The organism is Flavobacterium gelidilacus DSM 15343 (assembly GCF_000422685.1).
GTDB lineage: Bacteria > Bacteroidota > Bacteroidia > Flavobacteriales > Flavobacteriaceae > Flavobacterium > Flavobacterium gelidilacus.
This window is the reverse complement of the sequence record NZ_KE383904.1, coordinates 327,320-341,745: the sequence shown is the minus strand read 5'-3', so window position 1 is coordinate 341,745 and position 14,426 is coordinate 327,320. Positions and strand designations below refer to the sequence as shown.

15 protein-coding genes are annotated in these 14,426 nt (G+C 29.2%); 6 read left to right on the top strand and 9 right to left on the bottom strand.

The window, feature by feature from the left end:
- The first annotated feature begins 18 nt into the window (after positions 1–18).
- The 4 genes from G507_RS17410 to G507_RS0114165 all read left to right on the top strand — a co-directional run bounded on the left by G507_RS17410 (position 19) and on the right by G507_RS0114165 (position 3,568).
- Positions 19–1,470, top strand: a complete 1,452-nt coding sequence (locus tag G507_RS17410; RefSeq protein WP_051191716.1) for a hypothetical protein — start codon at positions 19–21, stop codon at positions 1,468–1,470.
- A gap of 105 nt (positions 1,471–1,575) precedes the next feature.
- Positions 1,576–2,031, top strand: coding sequence for a heme-binding domain-containing protein (locus G507_RS0114175; RefSeq protein ID WP_026718109.1), 456 nt, complete (start codon positions 1,576–1,578; stop codon positions 2,029–2,031).
- A gap of 66 nt (positions 2,032–2,097) precedes the next feature.
- Positions 2,098–2,475, top strand: a complete 378-nt coding sequence (locus tag G507_RS0114170) for a hypothetical protein (RefSeq protein ID WP_026718108.1) — start codon at positions 2,098–2,100, stop codon at positions 2,473–2,475.
- Positions 2,476–2,548: 73 nt separating this feature from the next.
- Positions 2,549–3,568, top strand: coding sequence for a TQO small subunit DoxD (locus G507_RS0114165; RefSeq protein ID WP_026718107.1), 1,020 nt, complete (start codon positions 2,549–2,551; stop codon positions 3,566–3,568).
- A gap of 58 nt (positions 3,569–3,626) precedes the next feature.
- Here G507_RS0114165 and abc-f read toward each other — a convergent pair whose 3' ends face one another.
- On the bottom strand, positions 3,627–5,264 hold the full coding sequence (gene abc-f / locus G507_RS0114160) for a ribosomal protection-like ABC-F family protein (RefSeq protein ID WP_026718106.1): 1,638 nt from the start codon (positions 5,262–5,264) through the stop codon (positions 3,627–3,629).
- Positions 5,265–5,430: 166 nt separating this feature from the next.
- Between abc-f and G507_RS0114155 the strand changes: the two genes are divergently transcribed.
- Both G507_RS0114155 and G507_RS0114150 read left to right on the top strand, forming a co-directional pair.
- Positions 5,431–6,171, top strand: a complete 741-nt coding sequence (locus G507_RS0114155; protein WP_157496613.1) for a hypothetical protein — start codon at positions 5,431–5,433, stop codon at positions 6,169–6,171.
- A 172-nt stretch (positions 6,172–6,343) separates the two neighbouring features.
- Positions 6,344–6,958 carry a YceI family protein gene (locus tag G507_RS0114150; RefSeq protein ID WP_026718104.1) on the top strand — a complete coding sequence of 205 codons (615 nt, stop codon included), beginning with the start codon at positions 6,344–6,346 and terminating at the stop codon, positions 6,956–6,958.
- A 56-nt stretch (positions 6,959–7,014) separates the two neighbouring features.
- On the opposite strand, the gene G507_RS0114145 is transcribed toward G507_RS0114150, so the two are convergent.
- The 8 genes from G507_RS0114145 to G507_RS0114110 all read right to left on the bottom strand — a co-directional run bounded on the left by G507_RS0114145 (position 7,015) and on the right by G507_RS0114110 (position 14,264).
- Entirely contained in the window at positions 7,015–7,233 is a 219-nt protein-coding gene (locus G507_RS0114145) for a putative signal transducing protein (protein WP_026718103.1), read from the bottom strand.
- A 54-nt stretch (positions 7,234–7,287) separates the two neighbouring features.
- Positions 7,288–7,902, bottom strand: coding sequence for a DEAD/DEAH box helicase (locus G507_RS0114140; protein WP_026718102.1), 615 nt, complete (start codon positions 7,900–7,902; stop codon positions 7,288–7,290).
- A 44-nt stretch (positions 7,903–7,946) separates the two neighbouring features.
- Positions 7,947–9,110 (bottom strand): sigma-54-dependent transcriptional regulator, encoded by a 1,164-nt coding sequence (locus G507_RS0114135; protein ID WP_026718101.1) that lies wholly within the window; start codon positions 9,108–9,110, stop codon positions 7,947–7,949.
- Positions 9,111–9,298: 188 nt separating this feature from the next.
- Positions 9,299–10,123 (bottom strand): mechanosensitive ion channel family protein, encoded by an 825-nt coding sequence (locus tag G507_RS0114130; protein ID WP_026718100.1) that lies wholly within the window; start codon positions 10,121–10,123, stop codon positions 9,299–9,301.
- Between the two features lie 3 nt (positions 10,124–10,126).
- Positions 10,127–11,428 (bottom strand): ABC transporter permease, encoded by a 1,302-nt coding sequence (locus G507_RS0114125; protein ID WP_026718099.1) that lies wholly within the window; start codon positions 11,426–11,428, stop codon positions 10,127–10,129.
- Complete coding sequence (locus G507_RS0114120; RefSeq protein WP_026718098.1) at positions 11,428–12,351, bottom strand: ABC transporter ATP-binding protein; 924 nt, start codon at positions 12,349–12,351, stop codon at positions 11,428–11,430. The genes G507_RS0114125 and G507_RS0114120 overlap by 1 nt, the downstream gene beginning before the upstream one ends.
- Positions 12,352–12,511: 160 nt before the next feature.
- Positions 12,512–13,633: a molecular chaperone DnaJ gene (dnaJ, locus tag G507_RS0114115; RefSeq protein ID WP_026718097.1), complete on the bottom strand. Its 1,122-nt coding sequence runs from the start codon at positions 13,631–13,633 to the stop codon at positions 12,512–12,514.
- A gap of 73 nt (positions 13,634–13,706) precedes the next feature.
- On the bottom strand, positions 13,707–14,264 hold the full coding sequence (locus G507_RS0114110; RefSeq protein ID WP_026718096.1) for a nucleotide exchange factor GrpE: 558 nt from the start codon (positions 14,262–14,264) through the stop codon (positions 13,707–13,709).
- Between the last annotated feature and the right edge of the window lie 162 nt (positions 14,265–14,426).

Sequence of the window (14,426 nt, the reverse complement as noted above, 5' to 3'; positions counted from 1 at the left end):
TTCAGATAAAAAAATAACATGACAAAATTCAAATTACTTCTTATACTATTTTTTAGCTCATTGACAATTTTTGGTCAGGATAGTTTACCAAAAGCAAACGGATTAACAATTCTTAATAAAGATAGTTTAACCAATAGCAAAGGTTGGAAAATCAATAACAAAAATAAAATAATCCTAAAAAGTGATAATCCTTTACTAATCTTAAATGGAAATTTAGTTGATTATGAATTGATGAATGATCTTGATCCACAAAAAATAGAATCCCTAAATGTTATAAAAGGTGAAGCATCAATTTCAAAATATGGCGAAAAAGGAAAACATGGATCAATTGAAATTACTTCAAAAGATATTTCTAAAAAAGAATTAGCTAAACTTTATAAACTCTACGCTTATAGTTATGAACCAAATACAAAAGGAAAAAACAAAATTATTGCAGGAAAAATAACTGATTGTGAAAAAAATCCATTGAAAATTTCTATTGAAAATTTAAACTCAAAAAAGATAACTTATTCTGATTCTTTAGGGAATTATACTATTGAAACTCATAAAGATGATGTTTTATTATATTCGCGATTTGGTTCAATTTCTCAAAGAATTTTAATTGAAAACCAAAAAGTGATAGACATTTCTTTAAAGAAAAATCCAGAAAATAAAAACATTATATTTAAAAAACCTGTTATCTATTTATATCCAAAAGAGAAAACTGAAATCACTTTAACATTAGATTTTAAAGGAAAATTACTAACTACTTTTCCAAAATATGATAAAAATTGGAAAGTAATTGCAGAACCAAACGGACAATTATTTGATACCAAAACTAAGCGAAATTATTCCTCTTTATTTTGGGATGGAGATACTTCATTCGAACCAGAACATTATCAATATGAAAATGGTTTTGTAGTTGAAAAAGATAAGTTAACCGATTTCTTAATCGAAAAACTAGAATATATTGGTTTAAACACCACTGAAACTAATGAATTCGTGCAGTTTTGGCTACCAATTTTAGAACAAAACAACTATAATTTTATTCATTTTTTAGTGAATGATGCTTGTAATGAAGTTTCAGTGAACAAAGTAAATCCAAAGCCTGAAACTTCAATTAGAGTTTATATGGAATTTTATGGTTTGGAAACTACAACTCGTATAAAAGAACAAATTTTACCAACAATAGAACGCAAAGGATTTACACTTGTAGAATGGGGAGGTGCAGATATTAGTGATGCTATGGATTTATCCTTTTTTAAAAAATTAAATAAATTACCTGAAATTATTACTTTCTACTGTAAAAGAAGAACTTATGAAGATACAAAACCATTATATATTATTAACAATGCCATTGCATCAAAAAAAATGTTTGACAATTTAAAACCCTTTAATATTAAAAAAATAGAATATATATCATCAGAAAAAGGTGCTGCACTTTATGGTTCAGACGGAATTGGTGGCGTATTTGTTGTTGAAACGAAATAATTAGATTTAATATTAATTTAATTCATTTAATAAAATTAAAATTTTCAATTTGAGTTGTATTTGTTATAAAAATAGTACTTTTAATCTTTATTAAAATCAATTCTCATGAAAAAAGTTCTAATTGTCCTTTTAGTGGTTCTTGTTGTGATTCAGTTTTTTCAAATTGATAAGACAAATCCTGTAACTGATATTAATCAAGATTTCTTAAAAATTCATGAAACGCCAACTGAAATTGCGGCAACTATAAAAGCAACTTGTTATGATTGTCATTCAAACCAAAGCGTTTATCCGTGGTATACGAATGTGCAACCTGTTGGATGGTTTGTCAAAAATCACATTGAAGACGGAAAAAAACACCTGAATTTTTCTGAATTCGGAACTTATACAGCCAAAAAACAAGCTCATAAATTAGAAGAATGCTATGAATTAATTGAAAAAGGAGAAATGCCTTTATCAAGTTATACAATTATTCATAAAGAAGCTGTTTTGACTGAAACGCAGCAAACTGCTCTTGTGAATTATTTTAAAGAAATGGAATTGAAAATTAATAAAGTCCAATAATTTTATTAACTTTTTTAAATGAAAAATTAGAAATACTATTTATTTGATTTTTTGTAAGTTTGCATTGTGAAAGAAAAATTAAACATAAAAAATATAAATTCAATATTCCCATTATTAGGTTTAGTTTTATTGTTATTGTTATCTCCTTGCAAAGTTCGTAACTATATAGAAACAGAACTTGGTGTTCCTCAAACTGAAGTACATAACAAAAGTAAATCAACTTTAAGTCAAGCTAATTGTACTAATTTAGATATTATTTTTAAAAGTAGTACTAAAGAAAAATCAAACGTTAAGTATTTACCTATAATTAGTCCAAAATTTGAAGTATTCTTTGAAACTGCAAATCTTGCGACAAGTTATATTTTACCTCAAGAAAAGAAAAAAGTATCTGCTTATTCTACTCCTTTATACATTCTCTATCAAAACTTTAAAGATTATCTATAATTGTTTTTTACTCAAAAAAACAATAACCAGTTAGTGCTCTAAACTGGAATTTTAATAGTATAGATAAAAAAAAATGAAAAACATAAATATAAAAAATGATGCTGGGCTTTTGGCTTTAGCATTAAGATTAGTAGTAGGTTGGACTTATTTTTCTGCCTTTTGGAGAAGAACTATTTTAGAAAACAAACTCGATCCAGATGTTGCTGGATATATTGGAGAAAAATTCAATCACTTTTTACCTAATGCTTTAGGAATAAAACCAATAATACTTTATATGGTTGAAAATCCTGATATTTTGTGGATAAACATGGTAATATTCACCATCATTGAAGGCATTGTTGGCTTATTTATTATCTTAGGTTTATATACAAGACTAATGAGTATTGGCGTTTTTGGATTAGCAATGGGTATTTTACTCGGTTCTGGTTGGATTGGTACAACTTGCTTAGATGAATGGCAAATTGGTATATTAGGAATAGCAACAGGTTTTGTATTATTCTTAACAGGAAGTGGAAAATATTCTTTAGATAACTATTTGATGAAAAATAATTATTCCATTACCAAAAAGAAAGCATTTTCTTGGTTAGCTTCAGGTATTTTACCAGTTAGAGAAAGTATTTTTCCTAAAGTAGTATTAATTGGTTCTATTTTTATTTTAGGAATGACTTTAATGACTAATCAAATTTTTCATGGCGGATTATGGGGAAAATTACATAACAAATCCGTTAAACCAAAACTTGAAATCACTGAGGGAATAATTACTGATAATAAACTATCTTTTGACGTTTTTAGAACAGAAGGTGTTGATGTTTATGGTTCGTGGACTATTAAAATTGAATTGCTAAACAGCCAAAATGAAAGTATTTTAGAATATAATCAAGAAGATTTAGCATTGTTGCAAAATGATAATATTGCTAATTATTATGTCGCAAAAATTAAACCAGGAAAGCATAGTTTAATAATTCCGTTAGGTGCAAAAGCTAAACTGACACTTAAAGATGAAAATTTAAAAAACTTACCAAATGGTTCATATAATCTTAAAATTACAGATATAAGTGGTGCTTTTTGGGAACACACTATTCAAAAAAAATAAAGTAATAAAAAAGCAGTTTAGTAATTATCTAAACTGCTTTTTTTAAATATAAATAAACTTATTTTTTTTCTATTTCACTCATACTTTCCATTTTCTTATGTTCTAAGAAACCATTTAAATCTTCGAAATGTTCTATTACTCTTTTATCTTTAAATTCGAAAACTTTTGTAGCTAAACCGTCCAAGAAATCTCTATCGTGAGAAACTAAGATTAAAGTTCCATCAAAATCTCGTAAAGCATCTTTGATGATGTCTTTGGTTTTCATATCTAAGTGATTAGAAGGTTCATCCAGAATTAATAAATTAACAGGTTCTAACAATAATTTAATCATGGCTAAACGTGTTTTTTCTCCACCAGAAAGCACTTTGACTTTTTTGTGAATATCATCTCCTTGAAACATGAAAGCTCCTAATATGTTTTTAATTTGTGTACGAACATCACCAACAGCAATTCTATCAATTACCTCAAAAATAGTTGCACTTTCGTCTAATAAGGATGCTTGATTTTGAGCAAAGTAACCAATTTGAGCATTGTGACCAATTTCAACACTTCCTGAATTAATTTCGATTTCTTTCATAATGGCTTTGATCATTGTTGACTTTCCTTCCCCATTTTTACCTACGAAAGCTACTTTCTCACCTCTTTCAATTACGATATTCGCGTCTTTGAAAATCACATGCTCACCATAACTTTTATGCAAATCCTTAACCACAACTGGATATTGTCCTGAACGAACTGAAGGTGGAAATTTCAATTTCAAAGCTGAATTATCTACTTCATCCACTTCGATTGGAACAATTTTTTCTAGCATTTTTACACGCGATTGAACCGATTCTGTTTTTGAAAATGTTCCTCTAAATCTATCAATAAAAGCTTGATTATCTGCTATAAATTTTTGTTGCTCATCATAAGCTTTTTGCTGATGAACTCGTCTATCTTTTCTTAATTCTAAATAATAAGAATATTTGGCTTTGTAGTCATAAATTCTTCCCATTGTAACTTCAATAGTTCTATTTGTGATGTTATCCACAAAGGCTCTATCATGAGAAATTACCATTACAGCTTTCGCTTGATTGATTAAAAAGTCTTCTAACCACTGAATACTATCCATATCCAAGTGATTTGTTGGTTCATCTAATAAAATTAAATCAGGTTTCTTTAATAAGATTTTGGCCAATTCAATTCGCATTCTCCAACCACCAGAAAATTCAGATGTTAAACGACTAAAATCCTCACGTTCAAAGCCTAAACCTTTTAATACTTTTTCTACTTCAGCTTCATAATTCACTTCATCAATGGCATAAAATTTCTCTGAAAGTTCAGAAACTCTCTCGATTAATTTCATGTACGCATCACTTTCATAATCTGTACGAATCGTTAATTGCTCATTAATTTCGTCAATTTCTTTCTTCATATCCAAAACATCTGCAAATGCTTTTGAAGTTTCTTCCATAACGGTGCAATCGTCATTTGACAATAAATGTTGTGGTAAATAAGCTATAACAGCTTCTTTTGGAGCCGAAATATTTCCACGCGATGGTTTGTCTTGACCAGCAACAATCTTAAGCAATGTAGATTTTCCTGCTCCATTTTTACCCATTAAGGCAATTTTATCGGTTTCATTTATGGCAAAAGTTACATCACTAAAGAGTACTGTTCCACCAAATTCTACTGCTACGTCGTTTACTGTAATCATTTTGTTTAGATTGTTCTATTTTTTGATTGTTCGAAATTTCGAAGAATCGAAGAATCGATTTTGAAGGTGCAAATATAGTCTAATTGTGGAATTTGGCAATTGGAAAAAATAAATAGAATTAATAAAAATAAAGTATACATTTACAGCCAAATAAAAAATGAAAAAAATGAAATTATTAAAATCAATTATTTATGTTGTAATGCTATTTTCTATAGCTCAAACTGTTACAGCTCAAAAAAAGAAAGTAGCCGTTGTTACTTTTTATGCAAATAAAATGGTCGATTATTCGGCTTTAGAAATTCCAGCTGGCGAAATGATGAAAGAATTATTGGACTTAAGAAATGATCCAAACTTTAATTTAGCTCCTCTTTTAGAAACATATCATACAAATTTCTTTAATGAGTATTCTAAAAGTTTTCCTTTTGAATTATTACCCGAAAATGTAGTTACTGAAAATAAAGCTTATCAAGCATATAATGAAGGTTCAGGTAATACTACTTATGACGCTTTAGATTATTTAATGTTTCCTGGTTACAAATATCTTTATGAAGGTATTTTAGGAAAATCAAATGAAGTAGCTGTTGCAAAAATGTTTGAAAATGAAGCAGACGGTGTAATGTTTGTATATATTGACTTTAGCTTTCAAAAAGGATTTGGTATTGGTAAAACAATGTCGATAAAAATGAGAGCAACAACTAGAATTGCATTATACAACAAAAAAGGAGAAAAAGTATTTGCTTTTAGTGAAGGTGAAAATTCTAAAAAAACGGGTGTAATGGTTAAAGGTATACCAGTTATGAAACCAGAAAAGATTTTACCAATGTGTGAAAGTGCGTTAACTGAATTAATGGGTGATTTAGATAAAAGAATTGAAAAAATTGTAAAAAAATCTGAAGCAAAATTATAGTTTCAAATAATTTCAAAATAAAAGGCAATCAAATTTTGGTTGCCTTTTTTATTTTTAATCAATAATTAACACTTGTCTTTAGATTCAATTTAATAATCTTATTACCTTTGAATATTAAATAATTTTAATCAACAGATGCTGAAATTAATTCAGCATAAAAATTCAACATAAAATGAAAAAATTAAGTGTATTAATCTTAGGATTAGCTTTTGTGACTTTTACAAGTTGTAAAAAAGAAGAAAAAACAGAAACTCCAACCGAAACTAAAGAAGAAGTTAAAGGTTTGACTATTGTAAATGATTCTACAAAAGTAAAATGGACTGCTTTTAAAACAACAGACAAAGTTGCAGTTGGTGGAAGTTTTACTCAAATTGAATTGAAAGATGTAAAAACAGGTACTTCTCCAGAACAAGTACTAGAAGGTGTTGCGTTTTCTATACCAGTAAGCAGTTTGTTTACAAATAATCCTGATAGAGATTCTAAATTAAAAACATTCTTTTTTGGAACTTTAAAAAACACTGAATTATTATCTGGAATTTTAAACTTTAGAGATAATCAGTTGTTTATGACGCTTTCTATGAATGATGTTACTAAGCAAATTCCATTAGAATATACTTTTGAAAACAATTTATTAAGTATGAAAACTACTTTAAATTTGAATGATTTCGGTGGTGAAAAAGCTTTAGCTGCAATCAATAAAGTTTGTTATGACTTACACAAAGGTCCTGATGGAGTAAGTAAAACTTGGGAAACAGTAGATATTATGGGAGAAGTTTTGTTTCAATAATTTCTTCTTCTAATAAAAAAACCACTTTTCTAAATGAAAAGTGGTTTTTTTATGTATTATAAATTCATTTTAAAGTCATCGATGATAGGATCAGCTTTTTCTCTGTCTGCTTCATTGATAAAAATTTCAACTGCTAAATCTGTATTACCAAAACCAGCTACTCTTGCTGATTGTAAGTTGTTTTTAACTAAAGTGGTAATTTCTTTTTCTTGTAATTTTGCGTCCAAAGCCATTGCAATGATTTCGCTTCCTGAAAATATTTTTACTAGTGCCATTTTATATTATATTAAGTAATCGTTTGTTGAAATAGTACAATAAATATACAAAAATTATTCGTCAAATTCTATGAACATAGGTTCAATCATTATTCTTTCTGCCAAAGCTTCTACTCTTTCTGTTATTTGATTACAAAAGAATATTTTTTGAATTCTTGGCATACTATCAGACATTCTTAATATAGGAGAATCCATTCTATTTCTAAACAAATTATCTGCATCGTCAACTATCATTACTTTTAAGCGATTTACATTGAAACCTGCTGAAGAAAACATAAAGTTTAATTTATTTGCTGTTCCGACTAATACGTCGATTCCGTCTGAAATTTGATTTTTGTCCTCGTCTAAATCCGTTTTATCATGAACTCCATAGACTCTTACTTCATTGTCTTTTCCTAATTGTTTGAACAATTCAACCATTTCTAAAACTTGGGGCTTATCGTCAACAAAAACTAAAGCTCTAGGAGATTGTTCTTTAGGCTCATTTAATTTTTGAATTACATTTAAAACAATAGTAGTAGTTTTTCCTGAACCTTTTTTAGATTGGATAACAGCATCTACTCCACTTTTAATAATAGAGAATGTTTCTTGTTGTAATTCGTTGGCTTCTGTTAATCCATTTCGAATTAATCCGTTCTGAAGTCCTTGATTTATTTTTTTTAATTTCATTTTTTAACTTTATTCCGTTGGCTGAAGCCGAACGGCAATGAATTTTATTTGCTTGCGAACATTTTTACATCATTTTCAGAAATCTCTGTTCCTCCTAAAATTATTAACCTTTCTACTACATTACGAAGTTCACGAATATTTCCTGTCCAATCGTATTCTTGTAATAGTTTGATGGCTTGTTTTGAAAAACTTTTAACCGAATTTCCTTGTTCTTCTGCTATTTTATTAGTGAAATGTTCAATTAATTCTGGAATATCGTTTCTTCTTTCGTTTAATGATGGAACATTTATTAAGATTACAGCCAAACGATGATATAAGTCTTCTCTAAAACGACCTTCTGCTATTTCTTTTTTCAAATCTTTATTAGTAGCAGCAATAACTCTAACATCTACTTTAATGTCTTTATCTGCTCCTACTCTTTGTATTAAATTTTCTTGTAAAGCACGTAGCACTTTTGCTTGAGCCGGCAAGCTCATATCGCCAATTTCATCTAGGAAGATTGTTCCTTTGTGAGCGGCTTCAAATTTTCCAGCTCTGTCTTTAATGGCTGAAGTAAATGCACCTTTTACATGTCCAAATAATTCACTTTCTATTAATTCACTTGGAATTGCTGCACAATTTACTTCTATAATTAGCGCAGATGAACGATCACTTTTTTCGTGTAATTGATGAGCTACTAATTCTTTCCCTGTTCCGTTTGGCCCAGTAATTAAAACTCTTGCATCTGTTGGAGCAACTTTATCAATCATAGTTCTAATATGATTAATTTCGTCGCTATTACCGATCATTTGATAGTTCTTACTGACTTTTTTCTTTAGGTTTTTATTTTCAACTACTAGTTGTTTTTTATCTAAAGCGTTACGAACTGTATTTAACAATCTGTTTAAATCTGGTGGTTTTGAAATGTAATCAAAAGCGCCTAAACGCATTGTGTTTACAGCTGTTTCTAAATCTCCGTGACCTGAAATCATAACCATTGGAATTTCGGGTTTGATTTTTTTTACAGCTTCTAAGACTTCAACACCATCCATTCTTGGCATTTTGATGTCGCACAAAACCAAATCGTAATCTTCATTTTTTATTTTTTCAATTCCTTTTAATCCATCTTCTGCTTCTTCTACTATATAACTATCGTTTTCTTCTGAAAGGATTTTTGTTAGCACTCTACGAATCGTGGCTTCGTCTTCTATAATTAGTATTTTTGGCATCAAGTTTAGGATAAAGGTTATTCGTAAAAAATTATGAGCAAAGTTAGTAAAAAATAAAGACAAATGGCTATCTAACCCTGATGGGAATGGCATCTTTTTTATCTCGTTTTAAAACGAGATAAAAAAATAGAATGGACAGCAGGAATTACATGACTAGATAAAGCCCAAACCTGCTGTTTCTAAAAATTTTATTTATTTATGATGTGAATATCTCTTTGTGGAAAAGGAATTGCGATATTATTTTGTCTAAAAGCTGCATCGATTTTGAAACGAATATCACTTTGAATTTTTGGACTTTTCATTCCGTCATTAACATAAAAATAGAGAGAAAAATTTAGAGATGAATCGGCAAAGTCTTCAAACAGTACTAAAATTTTATCTTCTTCTACCACGTCTATGGTATTTTTTGCACAATCTTCTAAGATACGTTTTACCAGATTTACATCGCTACCATATGCAACTCCGACTTTCACTTGCTCTCTATTTGTAGTTGTATTTTGTGTCCAGTTGAACAAAATATCGGTCATGAATTTATTGTTTGGAATAACCATAACTCTATCGTTTCGGGTAACCATTCGAGTTGTTCTTAAACGAATTTCTTTTACGATTCCGACTTTTCCATCTACTTCTATAATATCTCCAACGTGAAGTGATTGATCTAAAATCATTAAAACGCCAGAAATAATGTCTAAGAAAAAGGTTTGAAGCGCAAATCCAAGTCCAACAAATAAAGCTGCCGAAGCTGTTAAGAATATTTTCATATCTACTCCAGAAGCATCTAAAGTAAACATTATAGCAAAGACATAAACCAGGTATTTAATAAATTGAAAAACACTAATAAACTTATTTTTATCTTCTAACGGTAATTTTCGAGTAACAATACTTCTAACAAATTTTAACACAAAAGTAGTTATAACAATAATTCCTACTAAAAAAATAAGATTAAGTAAGGTGAATTTTATTTTCTCACCATCAATTAATTTATAATTTAATATGTCTAATATTTCTTGCATTTGTTAGTATTTTAACCATTTGTAAAGTTCTTTCCAAGTTGGTTTTTTTCCATACATAAGAATTCCAACTCTATATATTTTTGCTGCAAACCATACTACAAATAAGAAGGTTGCAAACAAAATAACTATGGAAAGTATCAATTGCCACAAAGGCACACCAAATGGTATTCGCATTAACATAACAATAGGAGAAGTTAATGGAAAAATCGAAAACACAGTTGCAATAGTTCCGTGAGGATCATTTAGAACTGTAAAAAACCCAATATAAACACCTAAAACCAAAGGTAAAATTATTGGCAACAAAAACTGTTGTGAATCAGTTTCAGAATCAACTGCAGCTCCAATGGCTGCATAAAATGAACTATAAAGAAAATAACCTCCAATAAAGTAAATTATAAAACTGATTAATAAAGTTGCAATTGGCAAACTCTTTAATTCATTAATATATAATGGAATATTTGCTGCAAAACCTGTAGTTTCTGCATTTGCAACCATATCTGTTGGCGAAGATGCGCCCATTTGCATGCCTAAAAAATATGAAAATATAAAAAACAAGATTCCACCAACAATTGCCCAAATTGCAAATTGAAGAATTCCGGCTAATGAGTTACCTATTATTTTCCCCATCATTAATTGAAATGGTTTTACTGATGAAATAATGATTTCAATAATTCGGTTCGTTTTTTCTTCAATAACGCTTCGCATTACAAAATTTCCGTATATGACGATGAACATCATAATTAGATATCCAAAAACTCCTCCAATAATTAATTTAATTTCATTGATTCCTCTTACGGTTTCTTCTCCTGAAAATTTTGAAAGTTTTAAATCTGAATTTACTGTTGCTTCTTCAATTTTTTTGGCATCAAAACCTAATATTTTTAACTTATCTGATGTTAATGTAGAATCTACAATATGCTCAACATCTGTAATGAAATCTATACTTGGACTATCTTCTGAAATATATTCGACTTTTGAAGCTAGTTGTTGTATAGAATCTACTTTCGGAATATATAATAAACCATCATAATTATTACTTGCAGTGTCTTTAGCCGTCTCAAAAGTCATGAACGAAATATCGATATAATGCGTATTTTTATCATTTTTGAATTCATTTTTGAATAATCCTGCTTCATCGTGAATAGCAATTTGAGTAGCTTCATCTTTATCCATCGAAGCTAAAAAACCAACAAAAACTGCAATTCCTACAAATAATAATGGACTTAAAAATGTCATTACTATAAAAGACTTGTTTCGAACTTTGGCAATAAATTCTCTTTTTATTATTAAGGATAATGTTTTCATTATTTATTACTTACAGTTTGAATGAATATATCGTTTACACTTGGAATTTTCTCTAAAAAATGAGTTACTTGACCGTTTTTGGTTAAAATACTCAACAAATCATTGGAATGATGTTCTCCTAATTGGACGTCTAATTTTATATCATCATTTAAAGATTTGAAATTAGTTTGTCCTACTTTAAATTTCTGCGTTAAATCATACATTAAACCTTCTACGTTTGGAGAAATTATTCCTACTTCAAAAGTATTGGTTCTGTATTCTTTTTTCACATCAACTAATTTTCCTTCGATAAGCTTGTTTGACTTGTGAATTAAAGCTATATAATCACACATTTCCTCTACACTTTCCATTCTGTGTGTTGAAAAGATAATTGAAGTTCCTTGTTTGTTTAATTCAATAATTTCGTCTTTAATTAAATTAGCGTTTACTGGATCAAATCCTGAAAAAGGTTCGTCTAATATTAATAATTTTGGTTTGTGAAGTACAGTTACTACAAATTGAATCTTTTGAGCCATTCCTTTTGAAAGCTCTTGAATTTTTTTGTTCCACCAACCTTCAATCTCTAATTTTTCAAACCAATATTTAAGTTGTTTTTTGGCGTCTTCTTTAGAAAGTCCTTTTAACTGAGCCAAATAAAGACATTGCTCTCCTACTTTCATAGTTTTATACAAACCACGTTCTTCTGGCATATAACCAATATGTTGAATATCTGAAGGGCTTAATTTTTTTCCATCTAAAAAAACTTCACCAGAATCTGGCATAGTAATTTGATTAATGATTCGAATTAAAGTTGTTTTTCCTGCTCCATTTGGACCAAGTAAGCCGTAAATACTTCCTTCTGGAATAGTAAAACTAACATCATTTAGTGCTTTGTAATCACCAAATTGCTTTACTACATTTTTTACTTCTAGTATAGAATTCATTTAAAAAAGAGATTTATTGTATTAGTTGGAATTCTGTGAGTTTTGTTACAAAAAAAAACCCACCTTAATGAATAAACTTTAAGATGGGAAAAATTGCTATGAAAAAGAAAAATTCACTTTCCTAAAAAAGTGATGTTCAAATGTAACTAATTAAATTTAATTACGAAAACATATCCTTAACTTTTTCAAAAAAAGATTTATCTGACTTTTCAGGTTTTGGAATAAAGTTTTCTTCTGAAATCATACTTTCGAAGAAATTCTTTTGTTCTTTATTCAATGTCTTTGGTGTCCAAACATTTACATGAACAAGTAAGTCTCCATTTCCATAAGAATTTATGCTTGGAATACCTTTTCCTTTTAACCTTAATATTTTTCCAGATTGAATTCCTTCATCTAATTTGATTCTAACTTTTCCGGAAACTGTATCAATTTCTTTTGAAACTCCTAAAGCAGCTTCTGGAAAACTTACATACAAATCATAATGAAGATTTTCACCTTCACGTTTTAAAAATTCATGCTCAATTTCTTCAATGGCTACAATTAAATCACCTGGTATACTGTTGCTTCCTGGTGCTTCATTTCCTTTTCCAGAAACTTTTAATTGCATTCCATCAACAACTCCAGCTGGAATTTTAATTGAAACTGTATCTTCGTCCACCAACATTCCAAATGCATCTGAACCTTCTGGTTTTTTATCTAAAATTTGTCCAGAACCTTGACAAGTTGGGCAAGTTGCAGCTGTTTGCATTCTACCTAAAATAGTATTAGAAACACGCATAACTTGTCCTTGACCATTACATGTAGCACAAGTTCTAAAAGTAGCACCAGCAGCTTGTACCTTACGTTTTACTTTTACTTTTTTCTCAACACCATTAGCTATTTCTTCAAGTGTTAATTTTACTTTTATTCTAAGGTTACTCCCTTTCACTCTACGTTGACCACCTCCATTAAATCCTCCACCGAAACCACCTCCAAAGGCACTTCCAAAGATATCTCCAAATTGGCTAAAGATGTCATCCATGTTCATATGTTGACTTCCTCCACCAAATCCACCAGCACCATCAAAAGCAGCGTGACCCATTCTGTCATAACGTGCTCTTTTGTCAGCATCACCAAGAACTTCATAAGCTTCTGCAGCTGTTTTAAAATTTTCTTCTGCCTCTGCATCACCTGGGTTTTTATCAGGATGATATTGAATCGCTTTTTTTCGGTAAGCTTTCTTTATTTCTTCAGTAGTTGAAGATTTGCTAACACTTAATATTTCGTAAAAATCTTTCTTCATGTTTTATATAAATTCCAATGAAAAACCCCACATTCCAATAAAAATTGGCTCATGGAATAGTTTTGGATTACTATTATTGACCAATTACTACTTTAGGAAAACGAATGATTTTGTCTCCTAACTTATATCCTTTTTCGATTACATCTACGATTTTACCTTTCATATTAGGAGAAGGTATTTGTGTAATTGCTTCTGCAAAATCTGCATCAAAAACATCACCCGCTTTTAATTCAACGATTTCTAATCCTTTAGAAACCAATGTAGATTTTAGTTTTTCGTGAATTAATTCTACTCCTTTTATTAAAGTCTCATCTTCCGATTTTGTAATTTCAATCATAGCTCTATCAAAATCGTCTAATACAGGCAACATAGACTGTAAGACTTCTTGATTAGCTGATTTGAATAAATCGATACGTTCTTTAGCTGTACGCTTTTTAAAATTGTCATATTCGGCAAAAAGACGTAAAAATTTATCTTTTTCCTTTGCCAAATCTTCCTGTAATTGTTCTTCAATCGATAATTCGGGCTGTTGTTCTTCTTGATTTTCTGAAAGAGTTTCTGCGTTTACTTCATCTTTCTCAATGTTTTCAGCACTTTCTTGATTCATATTTTTGAATATTTTTTTAAACATTTTTGCTTTTGATGTAATATAGCAAATGTATTGCCATTTCTTATTTAATGTCAAATTGTCACAAATCACTAAGTTCATTTTTCTTTGGTATGTCAATTCGTAACTGAAATTTAATTTTTTATTAAGATTTGTTTGTATTTGAATTCCTATTTTTGAAAACTA